Below are 21,341 nucleotides of genomic sequence, written 5' to 3' on the forward strand. Positions count from 1 at the left end.
GAATCCGATGAGAGAGCAGTCCCTGGCAGGGCAGGCCGCATTCGCGCCTGCCAATACGGCAGATATTGCCGATGCGATGATCGTGTCGTCCGGTCTCAGGGTCGAGGGCGACCGGCGGCGCGGGCGCGGAGCGGGACTGAACCCGACAGGGCGGTTCGAAGCGCTGCAGCGGGAGACGTTCGACGACGGCTGGCAGACGCTGGAAGAGCTGCCGCCGTTCAGGACCGAGGTGCAGATCGAAAAGCCGCGCACCGCGATTACCCGCAACGAATCTCCGGATCTTTCGTTCGACCGCTCGATCAATCCCTATCGCGGCTGCGAGCATGGCTGCATCTATTGTTTCGCCCGGCCGACGCACGCCTATATGGGGCTTTCGGCGGGGCTCGATTTTGAGACGAAGCTCTTCGCCAAGCCCGATGCGGCCAAGCTGCTAGAGCGGGAACTCGCCAAGCCGGGCTACAAGGTGCGGGTGATCGCGATCGGCACCAATACCGACCCCTATCAGCCGATCGAGAAGGAATGGCGCATCATGCGCGGCATCCTCGAGGTGCTGAACAAGGCGAACCATCCGGTGTCGATCGTCACCAAGTCGGCGATGATCCTGCGCGATCTCGACATTCTTCAGGAGATGGCCGGCAAGAACCTGGTGCGCGTCGGCATCTCGGTCACCACGCTCGACCGCAAGCTTGCCCGGGCGATGGAGCCGCGCGCCGCCACGCCGCCGCGACGGCTGGAGACCATTCATGCGCTCTCGGAGGCAGGCATCCAGACTGCCGTCATGGCCGCCCCGCTGATCCCGGCGCTGAACGATCACGAGCTCGAGCGCATTCTCGAATCGGCGAAGGCTGCCGGCGCCGCCGAGGCGAGTTATGTGATCCTCAGACTGCCGCTCGAAGTCAGCCCGCTCTTTCGCGACTGGCTGTTGCAGCACTATCCCGATCGTTACCGGCACGTGATGTCGCTGGTGCGCTCGATGCGCGGCGGCAAGGATTACGACGCCGAATTCGGCAAGCGCATGAAGGGTGCCGGCCCCTATGCCTGGCAGATCGCCCGGCGTTTCGAAATGGCGGCGAAACGCTTCGAGCTGACGCGGCGCAGCGTGCCGCTGCGCGACGATCTGTTCGTGCCACCGGATGGCAGCGGCGTGCAGTTGTCGCTGCTCTGATTTTTTAAGCTTGCGCATCGGCTGCTCAGAAAAACCGCCCTGTTTCGAGCCCCGAGCGCAATTCCTGCGGATGGCCTTGACCGCCACCATCCGCCGGACCGTCCCCGGCCGCCGCCCTGATCCGGGGACTTGCGGGAAATCGGGTTGGCGTGCGAGGTTCAGCCGCATGAAACGTCGCACGCCACCCGATTCTCCCCTGCTTTTCGACACGGTCCCTCTCGTGCCGGATTTCAAGCTCGAGCTCAAAGCCCGCAAGGCCGGTCACTGGCCGGTCGCCGGCGCCGACGAGGCAGGCCGCGGGCCGCTGGCGGGGCCTGTGGTGGCCGCTGCGGTCATTCTCGATCCGAAGCGCATCCCTGAGGGCCTCAACGATTCCAAGCAGCTCTCGGCGCAGCGGCGCGAGGAACTCTTCGTGCAGATCCTGGCGACCGCGACGGTTTCCATCGCCTCCTCCAGCTCGACCCGCATCGACGAGACGGACATTCGCAAGGCGAGCCTGGACGCGATGCGTCGCGCCATCTGCAGCCTCGCCATTCCCGCAAGCTACGTGCTGACAGATGGGCTTGACGTGCCGCCTGGCCTCGATTGCCCCGGACAGGCGGTGGTCAAGGGCGATGCCCGCTCGGTCTCGATCGCCGCCGCCTCGATCGTCGCCAAGGTGACGCGCGACCGGATGATGGCGAGGGCGCATAACGTGTTTCCCGATTACGGTTTTGCCGCGCATGCCGGCTACGGCACGGCGCAGCACCGCGCCGGCATCGAGAAGCACGGCCCCTGCTCACTGCACCGGATGAGTTTTCGGCCGCTGCGCAACGGCGAGGACGGTCCTGAGATGGACGAGTTGATTTCCGAATAGGCTGCAAAAGAAAGGGCCGGCAATTGCCGATCAGGGACGCCGCACGCGGCCAGGAAAAAAACAAGCGCTATCAACAAGAAAAAGGCCAGGACATGCCTGGCCTTTTTCTCATTCTATTCAGAACCGCTCAGTTGAGCCGCGTCTTGACCTGTCCGACGGCGTTGCCGAAGAGCTCGGACTGGACCTTGCCGTCGGCCTTCTTGGCGAGCACCGTCTCGGCGGCCGCGATCGCCAGGTCGACGGCGGCGGAACGCACCGCCTTCATCGCGTCGGCCTCGGCCTGCTTGATCTTCTGCTCGGAGAGCGCCGTGCGGTTGGCAACGAATTCTTCCGTCTTCTTCTTCGCCTCGGCGGTCAGCATCTCGGCTTCGCGCTCCGCGGCGGCAACGATATGGGCGGCTTCCGCTTCCGCTTCCTTGCGCTTGCGCTGATATTCGGCGAGCAGATGCTGAGCTTCCTCGCGCAGGCGCTTGGCTTCAGCCAGTTCATTGCGGATCTGGTCGGCTCGGTCGTCGAGCGAGCGCGCCATCATGCCCGGAACCTTGAGATAGACGACCAGCGCCAGGAAAAGGATGAGGCCGACAAAGGCGAAGAAAGTCGCGTCGAGGTGAAAAATATCCATCGATCAAGCCTCCTTCTTGGCTGCCGCGACGGCGGCGGCGACATCTGCCTGAGCAGCGGTGCTGCCGATCAGCTGTTCGACGACGGCGGCCGCCGTTTCCTCGGCAATGGTGCCGACGTCGGCGAAAGCCTTGGCCTTGATGTCGGCGATACGGGCTTCGGCAGCCTTGATCTTTTCCGACAGGCTCGCCTCGACGGTCCGGCGATCCTCTTCGGCCTTGACCTTGGCAGCGTCGCGGGCGGCGGAGCCGATCGCGTGGGACTTGGCGCGGGCAGCGGCCAGTTCGCCTTCATAGGTCTGGACGGCGGCGTCGGCTTCCGCCTTCAGGCGGCCTGCTTCTTCCAGGTCCTGGGAGATGCGCGTGTGGCGCTGATCGAGGATGGCCCCGATGCGCGGCGCGATGACCTTTTGCATAAGGAGGTAAAAGACGCCGAACGTAATCACCAGCCAGAGCAGCTGAGATGCGTAGGTCGTCGAATCGAAAGGCGGGAACGGGCCGCGGGCGTGTTCGCCTTCGGCAACGCCGGTCTCGGTATGGACCTCGCCTGCGGCCGGAGCGGCGTGCGCATCCGTGCCGGTCGCTGCCGCCGGTGCTTCTTCAGCGTAAGCCGGGGTCACAAAAAACATGCTCACCTCCAGGTGGACTGCAAATGCAAAGGATCACGGCTTGCGGTCGCAGGCCGTGATCCATCTATTCGCCGATATCAGACAGCGAAGAGGAGGAGGAGAGCGACGAGCAGCGAGAAGATGCCCAGAGCTTCCGTAACGGCGAAGCCGAATACCAGACGGCCGAACTGGCTGTCAGCGGCAGACGGATTGCGCAGAGCGCCGGAGAGGTAGCTGCCGAAGATATTGCCGAGGCCGAGAGCCGTACCGGCCATACCAAAGCAAGCCAGGCCTGCACCGATGAACTTTGCTGCTTCCGCTTCCATGTTGAACTCCTTTGAAATGGTTGTTGCGGCGAATGACTGACGCCCTGGAGACGTCGTTGTCGTTATCCTTAGTGCCCGCCCGGATGGATTGCGTCGTTGAGGTACATGCAAGTCAGCACCGCGAAGACGTAAGCCTGAAGGAAGGCGACGAGGAACTCGAGACCGGTCAGGGCGACGGTCATGATGAGGGGAAGAACGGCGCCGCCGATACCGACGGCACCAAGGGTTCCAAGCGAGGCGACAAAGCCTGCGAACACCTTCAGCGTGATGTGACCGGCGAGCATGTTGGCGAAAAGACGAACGGACAGCGAAATCGGACGGGACAGGAAGGAAATGATTTCGATCGCGACGACCAACGGCAGCAATATGCCCGGCACGCCCGAGGGCACGAAGACATTCAGGAAGTGGAAGCCGTGCTTATAGAAACCGTAGGCGAGCACCGTACCGATGACGAGGATCGCCAGCGCGAAGGTGACGATGATCTGGCTGGTGATCGTGAAGAAATAGGGGAACATGCCGAGCAAGTTCGCTGTCAGCACGAACATGAATAGCGAGAAGACCAGCGGGAAGAACTTCATTCCCTGCTTGCCCGCGCCTTCCTTCAGCATGTTGGCGATGAATTCATAGGACATTTCCGCGACCGACTGCGAGCGACCCGGCACGATGGCGCGGTTCGAGGTCGAGAAATAAAGAAAGCCGGCGGCAACGGCTGCCGAAGCGACCATGAAGAGCGATGCGTTGGTGAACGAAAAATCAATTCCGCCGATTTCGATCGGGACAATCTTCTGGATCAGGAACTGATGAGTCGGATCGCTAGACACCGCTTGTTCTCTCTCTTTGGCCCGCAGGACGCGGGGTCATTGCACTGGACCGGGACCGGCCCTCTATTTCTTATCGTCCTTGTCCAGAGGGTGGGCCACCACCCCCGCAGAACGCAGCACGTTCAAAACGCCAGCACAGAATCCGAGAAGCAGAAGAACAATCAACCCCCAAGGCGCCGTGCCAACAAAACGGTCGAGAAGATAGCCAAGGACGGCACCGACGACGATTGCGGCAATGAACTCGCTGGAGAGCTTCATCGCCTGGGCATAACCTTTGCGGCTTACCTCGGCTTGGGCCTCGCTTGCTTGTTCCACTCCCGCCTCAGCGCGCTTGGTCGCGAGTTCCGCTCCCAGTTGCGCACGGCGCTTCTCAAGACTTTCCTCGCGGTCATCCGCCATGGATCTCTCCTCGCCTGCCCGTCGCCCGCACTCCCGCTACCCCGGTCATTCGGACCCCGGACGCGAAGGTTGAGACCCTTCCGGCCCGTTCTGAAGTCGCGCGCAACATAGTTTTAGGGCTTGGTATAGTCAAGGCGTAGACGGCTTCTGTCCAGCCAGAAAATAAATTCGTGAAATCAAAGGGATAAGTCGATTTCCGGCCGAGCGCGCAAATTCGACGGAAAGAATCCGCTTTTGGGGGCGAAAAATCGGCCTGGCCCCAGCGCTTTATCTCAGCTCCAGCCGCCACCATAGGTGCGATAGAAGACGTGGAGACCGATGCGGCCGACCTTCTCCATGGTCTTTGCCCATTTCGGCCTGACATAGACGGCATGGTAGTGTGTTGCCGAACCTACCTGCGGCAGCCAGATCTTGCCTGATGTCACTGCCATGGCCACGTCGCGGGCCACCCGCCAGTGATATTGCGAATTCACCCGGTCCCTGATGGCGTCGCAGGCGAAGGAAAACTGGCAGCGGTTGCGCCAATCCTCGTTCTGGTAGACGACGCCGCAAATGCTCTTGGGATAGGCGGGGTTTCGAACGCGGTTGAGGATAACCTGAGCGACGGCCGCTTGGCCCTTCACCGATTCCCCGCGCGCCTCGAAATAGATGCCGGAGGCAAGGCACTGCTGCTCGCGGGCGGAAAAGACGCTCGGCGGCAGCACGCTTGCGGCCCAGGCGTGATCGCCCGGACCGATCTGGGGGACGAAGCGGCCGCTGTCGGGTTCGGTCAAGATCGAATCGAAGGGCGACTGGCGGGCGTAATCCGGTGCCGCCGGCGCATAGGCGGTGGCCAGCACGTCGGCCTTGTTGCTGGTGACAAGGCTTGCGAGCATCGCCGGCACGCCGACCTCCGGCATCACCGGCTGCTTCTTATAAAAAGAGGTGGCGATCTCGATTTCCCTGCCCTGGATCTTCGGCCTGACGAAAGCCGACCTGTCCTTGAGATCGAAGTTCGGGGTGAACAGCATCTTGGTGCGCTCGAGAATGGAGCCGGCGGAAAAATCCTTCGGCGGCTGCATCTTCTCGACGGCGACGACGCGGCCTTTCTTCGTGCCGCGAATGACGCGATCCTCGTCCGGCGTGTCCTCGTGACCCTTGTCCTTGGCCGTAAAAGCCACCTTGCGGCCATCGGGCAGCACCATGCCGGCGCCTGAGGCGATCGAGCCGGTCGCTGCCGGACCGGCGAAGGCGAGCTCGGCCTGATGGATGGAGCCGGCCGGCGAATTGGTCAGCACCATGCGCCAGCTCTCCCCCTCACGATCGAGACCGGCGAGCATGGTGGCGAGATCGGCGTGGGAAGCAACGCTCGGGAAGATCAGCCAGCCGGCAAGCCCGAAGATAACGGGCGACACCCAGTTCTCGGGAAGAAGACGCAGCTTGCTACGGGAAGGGCTCTTTCGACGCAACACGAACTCCGTGCATGGAACGCGGGAACATGCCATCGAAAATCACTCATTAACCTTGACGTCCGGTTAACGGGGTGTGCCGGAAAGTGACTATGAGCGCCTTTGGATATTCTAATGTGGCGGATAGTTTCGTCCATCCAGAGCCGCTGCGCTCCTTCTGGCCTTATAGCTCTGCAGAGCGAGTTGGACGGGAACGCATCCCCAATCTCCGTTGTCCTCGGCCTTGAGCCGAGGACCCGTGCCGCTGCTGGCAGGTCCAGTGTGGATGCTCGGCTCAAGGCCGAGCATGCCGGAGGTTGAGATGGCGGAAGGGCCGTTCAAAGCGCGGTCACTCCCGTCAGCAATCTCGTCCGCACCCATCAAATAATAACGTGCGAGCCCAGCTCCACGACGCGGTTGGCCGGCAGACGGAAGTAATCCGAGGGGTTGGCGGCGGCGTTGGCCAGCGCAATGTAAAGACGGTCCTGCCAGTAGGGCATGCCCGACTTGGCATCCGGCACCAGTTTGCGGCGGCCGAGATAGAAGGAGGTCGACATGATGTCGAACTTCAGTCCGGTCTTGCGCAGCGTCGCCAGCGCCTGCGAGACGTTCTGCGATTCCATGAAGCCGAAGAGCAGCTCGACGCGCGAGAACCGTTCGGAAATCGGCTCGACCTTGTAGCGGTCGTGGCTCGGTACGCGCGGCTTGTTGACGGTGCGGATCGTCAGGATGACGTTGCGGTCGTGAAGCACGTGGTTGTGCTTGAGATTGTGCAGCAGGGCGGCGGGGGCCGATTCCGGATCGCTGGTCAGGAAGATCGCCGTGCCCGGAACCTGCGCCGGCGAATGCTCGCTCTTGCGCTCGATCGAACTGACGAAGGAAGCGAGCGGAATATCGGTGTGCCGGGTCTTTTCCATCAGGATCGCGGTGCCGCGGCGCCAGGTCCACATGACCACGGTAAAGGCGGTGGCGATCAGGATCGGGATATAGCCGCCATCGTGGATCTTCAGAAGGTTGGCGCCGAGGAAGATCATTTCGAGGACGACGAGCGGCGCGAGCGCGATCACCGCAACCGGCAGCGACCAATTCCAGCGGGCGCGGACGAATTCGAAGGCCATGATCGAGGTGACGACCATGGCGCCGGTGACGGAGATGCCGTAGGCGGTCGCCAATGCGTCCGACGTCTTGAAGCTCAGCACCAGGAAGATGACGCCAAAGAACAGCACGGCGTTGACCGACGGCAAGAAGATCTGTCCCGTGTTGGTTTCCGAGGTGAAGAGGATTTCCATGCGCGGCAGGAAGCCGAGGTTGATGCCCTGGCGCACCAGCGAAAAGGCGCCGGTTATGACGGCCTGGCTGGCGATGATTGTTGCGGCGGTGGCGAGGATGACGACCGGCAGCAGCGCCCATTGCGGATACATCAGATAGAAGGGATCGGACATCGTCTCCGGCTTGCCGAGCACGAGTGCGCCCTGCCCGAGATAGTTCAGCGTCAGCGCCGGGAAGACCAGCAGGAACCAAGCCCACTGAATCGGGCGGCGGCCGAAATGGCCGAGATCGGCATAAAGCGCCTCGGCGCCCGTCACCGTCAGGAAGACCGCACCGAGAACGACGACGCCGTAAAAACCCTCATGCAGCAGGAAACTGACGGCATAATAGGGGTTGAAGGCGGCGAGGATGCCGAAATCGTCGGAGATGTGGGAAATGCCGGCGGCGGCCATGACGAGGAACCAGACGGCGGTGATCGGCCCGAAGAACTTGGCGACGGCACCGGTGCCGCGCGATTGCACGACAAAGAGCAGCGCCAGGATCACCACCGAGATGGGCACGATATAGTCCGCCAGGCTGGGCGTGACGAGTTTCAGACCCTCGACGGCCGACAGCACCGAAAGCGCCGGCGTGATCATCGCATCGCCGAGGAACAGGGCAGCGCCCATCAGTCCGAGCAGCATCAGCAGTGCGGTATGGCCGTTGGCGGTCTTCATCAGAAGGGCGAGCAGCGACAGCGTGCCGCCCTCCCCGTCGTTGTCGGCGCGCAGCAGGAAGAGAACGTATTTGATGGTGACGATGATGGTCAGCGCCCAGATCATCAGCGAAATCAGACTAATGACCTCGAAACGGGTGACACCGTCATGGGCGACGGGCTTCAGCGCTTCCCGAAACGCGTAGAGCGGGCTTGTGCCGATATCGCCGTAGACGACACCGACGGAACCGAGCGCGAGATAGAACAGCTTGCGCGGCGTCATATGGCGTTCGTGCGGAGGATGGCTCTCTTCGGACATGAAATTTCAACAGGCTCCTCAGAGCCAGCCTTTCCAGCGAAAGAAGAAAAAGGGGATGACGGCCGATATTACCATCAAAGTCAGCGAATAGGGATAACCCGCCGTCCAGGCCAGCTCGGGCATGACATGAAAATTCATGCCATAGATCGAGGCGACCAATGTCGGCGGCAGGAACACGACCGAGGCGATCGAGAAAATCTTGATGATCGAGTTCTGCTCGATGTTGATCAGACCGAGCGAGGCGTCGAGCAGGAAGGTGATGTTGGCAGCGATGAAGGAGGCATGCTCCGACAGCGACTGGATATCGCGCGACACGGTGCGGCAGAGTTCCTTCGCCTCGCGGTCTTGCTGGATCGCCGGGATGGTGTGAAAGAATGTCATTAGCCGGGAAAGCGAGCCGAGGCTGTCGCGTAGCTTGCTGATCATACGATGATGGCCGGCAATATCGCGCAGCTTTTCCTCAAGGTAATTCGACGGCTTACGGACCTTTTTAGCCCGGTCGCCGAAGACATGCGTCGACAGGATGTCAATGCGCGAGACTGAGGTTTCCAGGATTTCGGCGGTCCGGTCGACGATCGTCTCCAAGAGCTTGGCGAGAAGGGCCGCACCGCTGCGCCAGTTTTCCGGCAGCCGGTGCAGGGCGGCGATGAACAGCGCAAAGGATTTAGGTTGGGCGTATCGGATGGTGACCAGACGGTTTCCGGCCAGGATGAAGGCGACATCGGTCAGCGTCGGCGCGTCGGTATCCGCCTTCCAGACCAGCGAAGCGGTCATGAAGACGGCGTCGTTCTCGATATAAAGGCGAGCCGACGGTTCGATGTCCTTCAGATCGTCGCGGGTCGGAACTCCGATACCGAGGACCTTTTCGACATAAAGCTCCTCCTCGCGGCTCGGCTCGATCATGTCGATCCAGACGATATCCTGGGGAACGGATGCCGTCTGCGAGAGATCGCGGATCTCGACCGATCTGCAATTGGAACAATAAGCGGTGATCACCGGCAGCGTCTCCGATGCTCACGCCACTTCGTGGTCATCATCTTCATTGCAAGCCTTTCCATCCGTCCGCCATCGCGGCAATGCGAGGGTGGCTCGTTCCAGGTCCAAACGGAAGCGGATCAAGAAAGTTCATACAACTCCGGCTGCATCCGGCCTTGAAGCCAGCATGCCCATTGTGCTCAACCGCATCGCAGTACCCATCCTTCGACCTTGCAGGCGGGCCGGACCTTCGAAACGAAGACGGCCGTCATGAGCATCTGCAGCAACGCCATCATGGCGCCGCGGCATATGAAGCAAAGCCGTGAAATAATCAAGACATCTTCCGTGAAGTGCGCCTTTTCACCACGTTTCCCGCACAATTCGGAGTGATCGCAACGGTGATTCGGCGGTTCAGCGCTTTGCTGTCATCCGCGCCCTGGCCCGGAAGTCGTGCCCATAGCCGGAGACGTCATTCGAAGACGATCGCCGGCGCCGGCCGCTGGGGTTGGCCGCCGAGCTGCTGCCACACCTTGGCGGCGATGCCGCGATAGATGCCGGCGACGACGCCGTTCGGATCGGAGGCGACCAGCGGCGTGCCGGCGTCGGAGGTTTCGCGGATGTTCATCGTCAGCGGCACCTCGCCGAGGAAGGGCACGCCGATGCGCTCAGCCTCCTTGCGGGCGCCGCCGTGGCCGAAGATGTCGTAGCGGGTGCCGGTGTCGGGCGCGATGAAATAGCTCATGTTTTCGACGATGCCGAGCACCGGCACCTCGACCTTGCGGAACATGTTGAGGCCCTTGCGGGCATCGATCAGGGCGAGATCCTGAGGCGTGGAAACGATGACGGCGCCGGCAAGCGGCACCTGCTGGGCCATCGTCAATTGCGCATCGCCGGTGCCGGGCGGCATGTCGACGACGAGGACGTCGAGCTCGCCCCATGCCACTTCGCGCAGCATCTGCATCAGGGCCGACTGGACCATCGGCCCGCGCCAGATCATCGCCGTCTCCTCGTCGACGAGGAAACCCATCGACATGACCTTGAGGCCGTAATTCTCCATCGGATTGATGATGCGGCCATCGATCTGCGTCGGGCGGCCGGAGATCTTCAAGAGCCGCGGCATGGAGGGGCCGTAGATATCGGCATCGAGAATGCCGACCCGGAGACCATTGGCGAGCAGGCCGAGCGCCAGGTTGACGGCGGTGGTCGACTTGCCGACCCCGCCCTTGCCGGAGGCGACGGCAATAATGGCGCCGATGCCGGGGACGCCGATCTTGCCGGCGCGGGGCGGCTGCTGCTGCGGCGCATGCGCGTGGTGCCCGTGATCGTGGCCCCCATGATCATGACCGGCGTGACCGTGAGGCGGATTCGGCACGGGCCGGGCGGCGGGCGCGGCGGACGCCGCCTTTCTGTCCGCGGTCAGCGTGACGAGCGCACCTTTGACACCCGGCATCTCCTTGATGACGCGCTCGGCGGCAAGCCGCATCGGCTCCAGCTCCTTGGCGCGCTCGGCCGGAACAGTGATGGAGAAATAGACCTTGCCGTCGGAAATGAAGACATCGGAGACCATGCCGAGCGCGACGATGTCGTGTTCGAGATCCGGTCCGCGCACGGTCTTCAGAGTTTCGAGAACCTGTTCCTTCGTGACGTCGGTCATTCCACCCTCATTGCTTCTTCTCGCAGACTACGGCGCCGCGCGTCTTTCATTGCGCACACATGATTTTAGTCCTAGCCGATTCCGACCAAGGCATGAAATCATGCGGTAGAGATAGTGGAGCCGCCCGCCTTCGCCAAACAAAATCATCGGGAGGAAAATCAATTCGCGGGCTTCGAAAAACGCCGGCGGGGACCCCGCGAATCCGTTGCGGCCATCAAGTCCGCCGGGCTTTTCGCCCTGATGGCCGCAACGGTCTCTCTCCCCGAGAACCGGCGCAATGCGGGGCGAACTAGCGCAAGCCGAAAAAAAGGCCAGAGAAAAGTGATCAGGAAGAGGAATTCGTGAACAGCTGCGAACGAAGCGGTGCCGAAAGGCAACAACCGCCTCCGACGCCGAACGCCGGGAGAGAAGCGGCGTCGGCGTCGGACAGCGGTGTGTCGGCCGCGCCATTTCCTGGCGCTGGTCATCAAAGTCCCCTCTGGACCTCTGGCAACAAAGATGCAGAAAGCGTGCCAGATGAAAAAAATCGGAAAAGCGCGGAGAAGTGCCGGGGCAGCATCCCGGTTTTGCCTAAGCACTGAGCGGCCGGCCACAGCGCGCCGCCATCTTTGCAACTTATTTGATCAGGCCGATCCGCAGCGCCTTGGCGACCGCCTGGGTGCGGTTGACCGTGTCGAGCTTCTTGGTGGCGCGATTGAGGTAATAATTGACCGTATGTTCGGACAGCGCCAGGATTTCGGCGATTTCGGCGCTGGTCTTGCCGGCCGCCGTCCAGTTGAGGCAGTCGATCTCGCGGTCGGTCAGCGAGTCCGTCATGCGCGCATCGAGGTTGCGGATTTCGGCAAGCCTGTCGAAGACATGGATGGCGATATAGCAAAGCTCGCGCATCTCGGCGGCGCTGAAGGGTTCACGATCGCCCGAGAAGGAGACGGCGCCGCGCAGGCCGGAGGCCTCATGGGTTGGGAAATAGGCGCCGCGCATCATCCTGAAACGCTCGAACAACCCCGTGACCAGGGCGGACTTGCCGTCGTCCCGCGACCAGGTCCCACGCGACATATCGTAAAAGAACGGCCGCGTCGATGTCCTCAACCGCCTCAGAACCGGGCTGTTCACCATCAAGCCCTCTTGGTCGTAAATCGCCAGAAGCTCGGCCGGCCAGCTGGTGATCACTGTGCTGGCTTGAAGATCCATAGAGGTGATCGGCGGCAGGTTGAGAACCATGAAGGCGCGGCTGCGATACGCTTCCGTCACGCGTTTCATGAAACGGAAGATATCGAACTGGGTCTTCAGCCCAGCTATTTCCTGAACATAGTCGTCTTCTTCAGTGGATACCTGTGACAAGGGTGCCATCACATTTCTTCATCTTCGACACAGCAATCGGGAAAATTCCATGCGAATTCTGCCGCCGCATGGTTGGATTGTATCGGGAAATTACAATCTTCGGTTTGAGGAAAATGTGCCATATGCTCAACATTGGGCACATGACCGCTGCATGATTGTAGATTTTCGCGCAGTAGTTGTCCAGATTCGCTAGGGCTCGATATCGCGCTCGTCATAAGCATGCTCCGCAAATCACGTCCAGCAATGGTACGGTAGATGCCTGTTCCGTCAGCGGCGCGGGCCGAGACGGACACGCATGCCTTCCATGATCTTTCTCGCCGCCCGCTGAACGGGAACGGCCCACTGGTGCAGAAGTTCCATCGACAGCCGATAGGCCGGGCCGGTGACCGAAATGCCGCCGATGAAGGTTCGATCCTCCGACCAGATGGGTGCGGCGACACAGCGGATGCCGGCCTCGTGCTCCTCGCGGTCGAAAGCATAGCCCTGTTCGGCAATCTCGCGGACTTCGGCGGCAAGCGTCTCGGCCGAAGCATGGGTCGAGGCGGTAAAGCGGGTGAAGCTCAGGCCGGCGAGGAGATCGACAAGAGTTTCGGGCGGAAGCAGCGAAAGAGCGGCCTTGCCGACGCCGGTGCAGTAGCAGGGCGACGCATTGCCGATCTGTGAATACATGCGCACCGGCTGACGGCCTTCGACCTTGTCGAGATAGATGATCGACTGTCCCCGGAGAACGCCGAGATGCACCGTCTCGCCGGTCGCCTGCTGGAGTTCGCTCAGGTGCGGCTCGGCAACCAGGCGGAATTCGTTGCGCGCCCAGCTGCGCGCGGCAAAATCGAGCAGGCGCAGGCCCGGCGCATAACGGCCGTCGCCATCGAACTCAAGCAACCCCTCCTCCACCAGGTGGCTGAGCTGGCGATGCAGCGTGCCGCGCGGCTGGCCGGCGAGCGCCAGGATATCGGTGAAGCGCAATGGCGCATCCGCGTGGGTGACGAGATCGAGGAGAACCATCAATTTGCCGAGGGTGCCGGTCTCGCGCGCTTGGGCCATGCCGTCGCTCGAAGTCATTGTCTATGTGCCATTGAATCGGTCCGCCCTTGCAAGCATGCGCCCTTGACAGAAAGGCCAGCATAATCCGATAATTCCACATAGTCAAATTAAGTTCCAAATAATGGAACACCAGAGACCGGAGGAGACGGTGAGCGCGGTGGCAGCACAATTTCCCGAGTTCAAGGATCGCGTCGTGCTCGTGACCGGCGGCGGATCCGGCATCGGCGCGGCGATCGTCGAAGGTTTCGCACGTCAAGGCGCCAAGGTCGCCTTCATCGACATTGCCGAGACGACCGGCACGGAACTCGCGGAAAGACTGTCGCGGGAAACGGCGCATCCGGTGCTCTTCTACCATGCCGATCTGCGCGACATCGAGGCGATCCGGCGCACGGTCGATGCCGTCGTTCAGACATCCGGGCCGATCCGCGTGCTCGTCAACAATGCCGCCTGGGATGACCGCCACGAATTCGACGCTGTGACCGAGGCCTACTGGGACAACAATCAGGCGGTCAATCTGCGGCACGTGTTCTTCACCTCGCAGGCGGTGGCGCCGTCGATGCGGTTGGCCGGCGGCGGCGCGATCGTCAATATGTCGTCGATCGCCTTCAAGCTGAACATGGGCGGATTTCCCGCCTATGCGGCAGCGAAAGCGGCAGTTGTCGGACTGACGAAGAGCATGGCCGGCCGGCTCGGGCCGGAAAATATCCGGGTCAACTGCATCCTGCCCGGTATGATCGTCACCGAGCGGCAGATGCAGCTCTGGCTCACCGAGGAAAGCATCGCACGCTCGGTCGAGCAGCAATGCCTGAAATTCCCGCTCAAGGCGGAAGCCATCGTCGGTCCCTGCCTGTTTCTTGCATCCGACTGCGCGGCGGCGATGACCGCCCAGTCCCTGATCGTCGACGGAGGCGTTTTGTAATGGCTAATCCCGCTTATGTCGCGGTGGACTGGGGCACCAGCAGTTTCCGGCTCTGGCTGATCGGCAGGGACGGCGGCATCCTTGCCGAACGCCGCAGCGGCGAAGGCATGACGAGCGCGGCAAAGACCGGCTTTTCCCAGGTGCTATCAGCACATCTTGCCGCCATCGAAGCGCCGGAAAGCCTGCCTGTCATCGTCTGCGGCATGGCCGGCGCAAGGCAGGGCTGGGTCGAAGCCGGCTATATCGACGTGCCGGCGCCGCTCGCCTCGATCCTCACCGCGGCGGTCCGCGTGCCGGGTGAAAGCCGCGACATCCGCATCCTGCCGGGCCTTGCCCAGCGCGATGTGGCGAGGCCCGACGTCATGCGCGGCGAGGAAACCCAGCTCCTCGGCGCGCTCGGTCGCGCGAATTCGGCGGCGCAGGCAGTCTGCATGCCCGGCACGCATTCGAAATGGGTGCATGTCGTGGACGGCAAGGTCACCGGCTTTTCGACCTTCATGACCGGCGAACTTTTCGACGCGATCAGCAAAAACACGATCCTGTCGCATGCCGTGTCAGGTGCCGAACAACAGCCGGCGGATGCGGCTGCCTTCGAGGCGGCCGTATCGGCGGCCTTTGCGCATCCCGCACTTGCCTCCAATCTGCTGTTTACCGCTCGTTCCGGCCAGCTGCTGCACGGGATCTCCGCCGCGGCCGCGCAGGCCCGGCTTTCCGGCACGCTGATCGGCCTCGAAATTGCCGGCGCGCTGCAAGATGCCGCCAACGGCACTGGCATCACCCTCGTCGCCACCGGACGCCTGCAGGCGCTCTACGAGCAGGCCTTCAACACCCTCTCCCTTGCCTTCACCGCCATCGACGCCGATGCGGCCGTGCGCCGCGGCCTATCGGCAGCCGCCGAAGCCATCTGGCCGAATTGAGAAAGCTGACACGATGAACCGTATCCCCTTCCCCGACATGAAGCGTCCGCTGATCGCCATCCTGCGCGGCATCCGGCCCGACGAGACCGAGAGCGTCGTCGGCGCCCTGATCGAAAACGGCCTGACGGCGATCGAGATTCCGCTCAACTCGCCGGAGCCGTTCGAATCCATCGAGATCGCCGCGAAGATGGCGCCGGCCGAGGTGCTGATCGGCGCCGGCACGGTACTGACGGTCGAGGCGGTCGACAGCCTGAATGCGGCCGGCGGCACGCTGCTCGTCACACCCAATGTCGAGCCCGAGGTGATCATCCGGGCGCGCGACTATGGTATGGTGACGATGCCCGGCGTCTTTACGCCGACGGAGGCCTTAGCGGCAGCGCGCGCCGGCGCCACCGGTCTCAAATTCTTCCCGGCGAGCGTGCTTGGCCCCTCCGGCATCACGGCGATCCGGGCGATCCTGCCGCCGGAACTGACGATTGCCGCCGTCGGCGGCGTGTCGGACAAGAATTTCGCCGATTACACCAAGGCCGGCATCTCAGCCTTCGGCCTCGGCACCAGCCTCTATAAGCCCGGAATGACTGCGGCAGAGGTTGCCGAGCGCGCCAAGGCGACCATTTACGCCTATGATGCAGCCATGGGAGCGTGAACGCATGACCGACATTTACGAGTTCGAAGGCAAGACCCTTTGCAACACCAATTCCGTTCTCGGCGAAGGACCGGCCTATGATCCGGACAGCAATACGGTCTGGTGGTTCAACATCCTCGGCAAGGAGCTGCACGAGCTCAGACTCGCAACAGGGGAGAAAAAGGTCCATCCGCTGCCCGTAATGGCAAGCGTGCTGGCCCGCATCGACGCCGAACGGCAGCTGATTGCGACGGAGCAAGGGCTTTTCGTGCGCGACGTGGCGAGCGGCAACCTCACCTTCTATGCCGCGCTCGAAAACGACAGGCCGGAGAATCGCTCGAACGACGGCCGCACCCATCCGTCGGGGGCACTCTGGATCGGCACGATGAGCAAGCGGGCGGAGAACCAGGCCGGCGCCATCTATCATGTCGCCGGCGGCAAGGTGACAAAGATCTTCAACGGCATCAGCATTCCGAATTCGATCTGCTTTTCCCCGGACGGCACGATCGGCTACTACACGGATTCCCGCATCAACCGGCTGATGCGCGTCATGGTCGATCCGCAGACCGGCCTGCCCTCGGGCGAGCCGATCGTGCTCGTCGACAGCATGAACGAACCCGGCGACATTGACGGCTCGGTGGTCGATGCCGACGGCTATATCTGGAATGCCCGCTGGGGCGCCGGCGTCGTCGATCGCTACAATCCCGATGGCTTGCGCATCTCGCGCTACAAGGTTCCCGCCGTCCAGCCTTCCTGCCCTGCCTTCATCGGCGCCAATGCCGACCGGCTGGCGGTAACGACGGCCTGGGAAGGGCTTGACGAGGATGCCCGTTCGGCTCAGCCGAGTGCCGGCGCGCTTCTGGAACTCGGCATCGAAGTCAAGGGCGTGTTCGATCCCGTCTATGTGCTCTGATTGCGGCGTCGGCCAGCCGCATTCAAGGCGCTCCCAAGCGGGGGCGCCTTTTTTCCTCTCGGCCCCGTTCGCTAATAAAAGTTCCGTGATAATCGAGAAATTTTCCGTGTTTTCAACCGGAACCAATCGGCGCACCACTCATTTTCCCTTCGAACCGGCGCGGCAAGGATGATGCATTGCCGAGTCAGCGATCACTCTAGGGAAATGAAAGTAGGTTCGAAATGACACGCAAACTTTTGACGACCGTTGCCGCTGGCGCGCTGTTTGCCACGGCTTTCGCACCGGCGGCATTCTCGCAGACGGCGCCGCAGCCTGCCGATCCCGCCGCCACCAATCAGGCAGCGCCGGCCGACCCGGCTGCCCCCAAGCCGGTCACCCCTGATGTCACCAAGCCCGCAGGCGACGCTGCACAGGCTCCGGCTGCAAAACCGACCACGGATGTAGCTCAAGGTACCTATCTGACGGAGCAGGCTCCGGACCAGATCAGCGCCAACACCTATATCGGCCAGTCGGTCTACAACGGCAACAATGAAAGCATCGGCAGCATCAACGACCTTATCCTCAAGAAGGACGGCGGAATCGTTGCCGCAATCGTCGGCGTCGGCGGCTTCCTCGGCATCGGCGAAAAGGATGTCGCCGTTCCGATAGACAAGATCACGGTTGCCCAGAACACCCAGGACGGCAGTCTCAAGCTGACAACAAGCGAAACGGCCGAATCGTTGAAGGCTGCGCCCGAGTTCAAGACACTGGCAATGCAGTCTGCAGAAAAGGCCCCGGCCGCAACCGGTACCGATACGACGGCAACCGGCTCGACCACGCCTAAGTAAACCGCGCGCGGTAGTATAGCGTAGGCGATGGCGCTCCTAGGGGCGCCATTGCTTTTTCTGATTGCATGTTTCACGCAATTCACCACGCAAAACCGCTGCGCACTTTTGCCTGACGCGATCCCGGGGGCAAAACCGCTGCGCACTTTTGCTGGGATTGGCTGTTTGCTTTACGCAATCCCGGACGCAAAACCGCTGCGCACTTTTGCTGGGATTGGCTGTTTGCTTTACGCAATCCCGGACGCAAAACCGCTGCGCACTTTTGCTGGGATTGGCTGTTTGCTTTACGCAATCCCGGACGCAAAACCGCTGCGCACTTTTGCTGGGATTGCTTATGCGCTGACGCGCTCGGCGGGCGCCATATCGTAATAGTTCTCGTGCAGGAAGCGCAGCGTGGCGATGCCATCGGCCGGACGGCCGAAATGGTAGCCCTGGCCCATGCCGCAGCCGAGTGTGCGCAGCTTCGCCGCTTCGGCATAATCCTCAATGCCTTCGGCCACGACTTCAAGCTCCAAGCCTTCGCACATGGAAAGGATCGCCTTGATGATGTGTTCGGAGGCGCGGTCGGAATTGATGCGCGAGACGAAGGCGCGGTCAATCTTGATCTTGTCGAAGATGAAGTCGCGCAGACGCCCGAGACTCGACTGGCCGGTGCCGAAGTCGTCGAGCGAGATGCGCACGCCGGCGGCGCGCAGATCGGCGATGATGCGATGGGCAGTATCGGCCGAACCCATCACCGCCGTCTCGGTGATCTCCAGTTCCAGGCGGTGCGGATCGAAGCCGACGCGACCGAGGATCGACAGGATGCTGCCGCTCGTGCCGGGATCCATCAGCTGCGCCGAAGAGAGGTTGAAGGACAGGAAGAGTTCGCGCGGCCAGGACAGGGCTGCTTCGGCGGCCTTGCGAAGCAGGGCCTCCGACAGCGCATCGATAAAGCCGCGCTCCTCGGCGAGCGGTACGAAGACGCCGGGGGACACGAAACCGAGATCGGGATCGTTCCAGCGGGCAAGCGCCTCGAAGCCGACGACCTGATTGTTGGCAAGCGAGACGATCGGCTGGAAATGAACGTCGATCGCGTCGGAGATGATGGCATTTCTGAGCGCCTGCTCCAGCTGTGTCGCGCGCTTCATCTCTTGGGCGATTTCACGCGAATAGACGGTGATCTGGCCGCGGCCGCGGCGCTTGGAACGATAGAGGGCGGTTTCGGCGCTCTTCAACAGTTCTTCGCAGTCCTCTCCGGCGAAGGGATAGATGGCGAAGCCGAAGGAGGCAGACAGACGCACATTGCGGTCGCCGAGGTCATAGGGCGCCGACAACACCTCGCGGATCATCTGGCCGAATTTCTCGGCGCTTGCCCGCTCGAAAATCAACGGCAGCACGAAGGCGAACTCGTCGCCGTCGTGACGGGTGACCAGCGCTCCGTCCGGAATGCAAGCCCGGAGCCGGTGGGCGACCTGGCAAAGGATCTCGTCGCCGGCCGAGGAGCCAAAGAGATCGTTGATCGGCTTGAAGCTGTCGAGATTGGCGATACCGATGGTGAAGGGCGCGGGATCGCCGGCGCGCTCGGCGGAGATTTGCAGCACCTTGTCGCGCATGCGATTGCGGTTTCCCAACCCGGTCAGCGGATCGGTATAAGCCATCGCCTGAAGCTCATTGTGACTCACGGTCAAGGAAGCTGTTTCCGCCGATTTCATCATCCAAACCCGAGCTTCCCTCCGCAGCCGGGGAGAGAATGACCGGCATTTCTTAACAATTCGCTAGTAATCAGCCACCTTGACGAACTGATCTACCCCAGATTTGGGGAGGTTGCGGTTTATGGGAGACGTCGACCGGACTTGCGTCTCATCCGCTCGCTCGAACCGGCGCAGCCCCTTCCGTCAGGTATTTCTGAAATATCGTCTCCAGCATGTCGGGACTGACAGGCTTCATGATGACGTCGTCCATGCCCGATTTGGCGCATTCGGCGCGATCGCGCTCGAAGGCCTGAGTCAGCACGCCGATGATCGGGGTGCGGGCTGCGCCACCGGCTTCCTCCATCTGGCGAATCAGGCGCGCCGCCTCGAAACCGTTGAAGCCCGGCAACGAAATGTCCATCAGCACCACCCCGGGCCGGTGTTCGGCCCAGAGGCGCACGACCTCGTCGCCGGTCGCCGCGATCATATGACGATAGCCGAGGCCCTCGAGGATCTGTGAAAACACGATCTGGTTGATATCGTTGTCCTCGGCGACAAGAACCTGCAGGCCGACCGTATCGTCGGAAATGCTGATTTCCCAATCCGTATCCGCACCGCCGCCGCTGTTGCGGCTGTTGCGGTTGAAATGGCGGGCGATCTGGAAGGTAAGTTCGTTGGCGATCTGGAACCCGTCCATGACGAGCGCCGGAATTCCATATTGTTCGGCAAGCTCGAGGCAGCGCATGCCCATCTGATTGTCGATGATCAGCAGATCGAGCGAAATGCCGGAGGAGGTGGCGATTTCCAGGAACCGCTCTTCTTCATCCTCGCCGCGCACCGAGCAGGATTCGAAACCATATTTCGTCAGCGTCCGCAGAGCGGCGGTCTCGGCAGCGAGGTCGGCGGTGACGACGAGGATCTTGCGGCCGGAGAAATTCTCCGGAACGATCGCCTCCATCGCTGCCGGCTCGCGGCGCTCCACCGCGCTCGGCACTGGCACATAGGCGCGGCGATAACTCTGGTTGGCGGAGGCGGTGATCGCCGAGGCGCGGTCGAACTCCTCGAGATCGGCGCCGTCGCGCGGCAGGTCCTGCATGGTCGACACCAGGAAATAGCGGCCGGGCTTGCCGATGCGGTGCTTGCGGCTGACGATGTCGCGCTCGATGCCGTCGCGGGAAATCTGCCGCTGGCGGGAGATCGACATCTCGCCGGTTTCCAGCACGTGACGATCGCTTTCCTCGAAGCGCTTGGCGATCTCGGGTGAGAAGAGGTCGCCGCTCTTGCGCCCGAGCACCTCGTCGGCGCTCCTCTGGTATTTCTCGCAAAAGGCGAGGTTCACCGCGACATAGGTGAGGTTGCGATCCTTGACGAAAAGCGGGAACGGCAGGTTATCGAGAATGTCTTCGGTGAGCTGCACCCGCTCCAGGTCCGAGCGCCACTGCTCCTCGCGCTTCTTGTCCTCGGAGATGTCGGAAACGACGGTGACGCCGTAACCGCCCGGCAGCCTGCGCTTGACGAAGCGGACCCAGCTGTCGGCGCCATGTCGCTCGACGGATTCGAAGCGCTCGCGCCAATGCGAGGCGATCTTCTGCGACAGCCAGTCCTCGCGACTGAGCGAGCCGCTCTGCTTGATATCATATTGCTGGCGAACGCCGGTATCGTAGATCGCGCCCAGGAAATCGCGCAGTCGGATTCCGGGCTTCAGCATCTCGGACGGCAAGGGGAAGAATTCGAGAATCTGGCGGCTTGCGAAGATCAGATGATCGTTCTTGTCGTAGATGATGAACGCTGCCGAAAGGCTGTCGCACACCGCATCGAAGAGCGCCGTCTGCAGATCGGCCCCGGCGAGCGTCCCGTCGGTCTCTGATGATGTGTCCGCCTTTTCGAAGCCGGCACTCATTCCATTTCGTCCCACATCTGTTCGATTTCGCGGCTTCCGGAGGTGTGTGATT

The 21,341-nt window shown here is 62.1% G+C and carries 21 protein-coding genes; 8 read left to right on the forward strand and 13 right to left on the reverse strand.

The window, feature by feature from the left end; translation table 11 throughout:
* Positions 1–7 precede the first annotated feature (7 nt).
* Entirely contained in the window at positions 8–1,165 is a 1,158-nt protein-coding gene (locus HJB91_RS08160) for a PA0069 family radical SAM protein (RefSeq protein ID WP_210628999.1), read from the forward strand.
* A 166-nt stretch (positions 1,166–1,331) separates the two neighbouring features.
* Positions 1,332–2,021, forward strand: coding sequence for a ribonuclease HII (locus tag HJB91_RS08165; RefSeq protein WP_210629000.1), 690 nt, complete (start codon positions 1,332–1,334; stop codon positions 2,019–2,021).
* Between the two features lie 127 nt (positions 2,022–2,148).
* Here HJB91_RS08165 and HJB91_RS08170 read toward each other — a convergent pair whose 3' ends face one another.
* From HJB91_RS08170 to HJB91_RS08220, 11 genes are all read right to left on the reverse strand, one after another.
* On the reverse strand, positions 2,149–2,643 hold the full coding sequence (locus HJB91_RS08170; RefSeq protein ID WP_210629001.1) for a F0F1 ATP synthase subunit B: 495 nt from the start codon (positions 2,641–2,643) through the stop codon (positions 2,149–2,151).
* A gap of 3 nt (positions 2,644–2,646) precedes the next feature.
* Entirely contained in the window at positions 2,647–3,270 is a 624-nt protein-coding gene (locus HJB91_RS08175) for a F0F1 ATP synthase subunit B (protein ID WP_064800845.1), read from the reverse strand.
* Positions 3,271–3,347: 77 nt separating this feature from the next.
* The gene (locus HJB91_RS08180) at positions 3,348–3,575 is read right to left on the reverse strand and encodes a F0F1 ATP synthase subunit C (RefSeq protein WP_003588243.1); all 228 of its coding nucleotides are present in this window, start codon (positions 3,573–3,575) and stop codon (positions 3,348–3,350) included.
* 68 nt (positions 3,576–3,643) lie between these two features.
* Positions 3,644–4,396 (reverse strand): F0F1 ATP synthase subunit A, encoded by a 753-nt coding sequence (locus HJB91_RS08185; protein ID WP_210629002.1) that lies wholly within the window; start codon positions 4,394–4,396, stop codon positions 3,644–3,646.
* 63 nt (positions 4,397–4,459) lie between these two features.
* Positions 4,460–4,795, reverse strand: a complete 336-nt coding sequence (locus HJB91_RS08190) for an AtpZ/AtpI family protein (RefSeq protein WP_210629003.1) — start codon at positions 4,793–4,795, stop codon at positions 4,460–4,462.
* 272 nt (positions 4,796–5,067) lie between these two features.
* Positions 5,068–6,279 carry a cell wall hydrolase gene (locus HJB91_RS08195; protein ID WP_210629004.1) on the reverse strand — a complete coding sequence of 404 codons (1,212 nt, stop codon included), beginning with the start codon at positions 6,277–6,279 and terminating at the stop codon, positions 5,068–5,070.
* A 323-nt stretch (positions 6,280–6,602) separates the two neighbouring features.
* Positions 6,603–8,504: a potassium transporter Kup gene (locus HJB91_RS08200; protein ID WP_221146689.1), complete on the reverse strand. Its 1,902-nt coding sequence runs from the start codon at positions 8,502–8,504 to the stop codon at positions 6,603–6,605.
* Positions 8,505–8,522: 18 nt separating this feature from the next.
* Positions 8,523–9,500 (reverse strand): magnesium transporter CorA family protein, encoded by a 978-nt coding sequence (locus tag HJB91_RS08205; protein WP_210629006.1) that lies wholly within the window; start codon positions 9,498–9,500, stop codon positions 8,523–8,525.
* Positions 9,501–9,948: 448 nt separating this feature from the next.
* Positions 9,949–11,133 (reverse strand): Mrp/NBP35 family ATP-binding protein, encoded by a 1,185-nt coding sequence (locus HJB91_RS08210; RefSeq protein ID WP_221154335.1) that lies wholly within the window; start codon positions 11,131–11,133, stop codon positions 9,949–9,951.
* Between the two features lie 615 nt (positions 11,134–11,748).
* On the reverse strand, positions 11,749–12,483 hold the full coding sequence (locus HJB91_RS08215; protein WP_221154337.1) for a LuxR family transcriptional regulator: 735 nt from the start codon (positions 12,481–12,483) through the stop codon (positions 11,749–11,751).
* A 258-nt stretch (positions 12,484–12,741) separates the two neighbouring features.
* A complete protein-coding gene (locus HJB91_RS08220; RefSeq protein ID WP_210629009.1) occupies positions 12,742–13,536 on the reverse strand; it encodes an IclR family transcriptional regulator in 795 nt (264 codons plus the stop codon).
* 103 nt (positions 13,537–13,639) lie between these two features.
* Here HJB91_RS08220 and HJB91_RS08225 point away from each other — a divergent pair, with 103 nt between their 5' ends.
* The 6 genes from HJB91_RS08225 (at position 13,640) to HJB91_RS08250 (ending at position 18,085) form a co-directional block, all read left to right on the forward strand.
* Positions 13,640–14,437: an SDR family NAD(P)-dependent oxidoreductase gene (locus HJB91_RS08225; RefSeq protein WP_221146692.1), complete on the forward strand. Its 798-nt coding sequence runs from the start codon at positions 13,640–13,642 to the stop codon at positions 14,435–14,437.
* The gene (locus HJB91_RS08230) at positions 14,437–15,354 is read left to right on the forward strand and encodes a 2-dehydro-3-deoxygalactonokinase (protein WP_210629011.1); all 918 of its coding nucleotides are present in this window, start codon (positions 14,437–14,439) and stop codon (positions 15,352–15,354) included. The genes HJB91_RS08225 and HJB91_RS08230 overlap by 1 nt, the downstream gene beginning before the upstream one ends.
* A gap of 13 nt (positions 15,355–15,367) precedes the next feature.
* Positions 15,368–16,000, forward strand: coding sequence for a 2-dehydro-3-deoxy-6-phosphogalactonate aldolase (locus HJB91_RS08235; protein WP_210629012.1), 633 nt, complete (start codon positions 15,368–15,370; stop codon positions 15,998–16,000).
* A gap of 4 nt (positions 16,001–16,004) precedes the next feature.
* Entirely contained in the window at positions 16,005–16,892 is an 888-nt protein-coding gene (locus tag HJB91_RS08240; protein ID WP_210629013.1) for an SMP-30/gluconolactonase/LRE family protein, read from the forward strand.
* A gap of 221 nt (positions 16,893–17,113) precedes the next feature.
* Entirely contained in the window at positions 17,114–17,719 is a 606-nt protein-coding gene (locus HJB91_RS08245) for a PRC-barrel domain-containing protein (protein WP_210629014.1), read from the forward strand.
* Positions 17,720–17,767: 48 nt separating this feature from the next.
* Positions 17,768–18,085: a hypothetical protein gene (locus tag HJB91_RS08250; RefSeq protein ID WP_259672815.1), complete on the forward strand. Its 318-nt coding sequence runs from the start codon at positions 17,768–17,770 to the stop codon at positions 18,083–18,085.
* Here the strand turns inward: HJB91_RS08250 and HJB91_RS08255 are convergent.
* Positions 18,049–19,413 carry a bifunctional diguanylate cyclase/phosphodiesterase gene (locus HJB91_RS08255; protein WP_210629016.1) on the reverse strand — a complete coding sequence of 455 codons (1,365 nt, stop codon included), beginning with the start codon at positions 19,411–19,413 and terminating at the stop codon, positions 18,049–18,051. The genes HJB91_RS08250 and HJB91_RS08255 overlap by 37 nt on opposite strands.
* Before the next feature lie 145 nt (positions 19,414–19,558).
* Positions 19,559–21,289 carry a response regulator gene (locus tag HJB91_RS08260; protein ID WP_221146693.1) on the reverse strand — a complete coding sequence of 577 codons (1,731 nt, stop codon included), beginning with the start codon at positions 21,287–21,289 and terminating at the stop codon, positions 19,559–19,561.
* Positions 21,290–21,341 lie beyond the last annotated feature (52 nt).

It is taken from the genome of Rhizobium sp. NLR10b, from assembly GCF_019685435.1.
Taxonomy (GTDB): Bacteria; Pseudomonadota; Alphaproteobacteria; order Rhizobiales; family Rhizobiaceae; genus Rhizobium.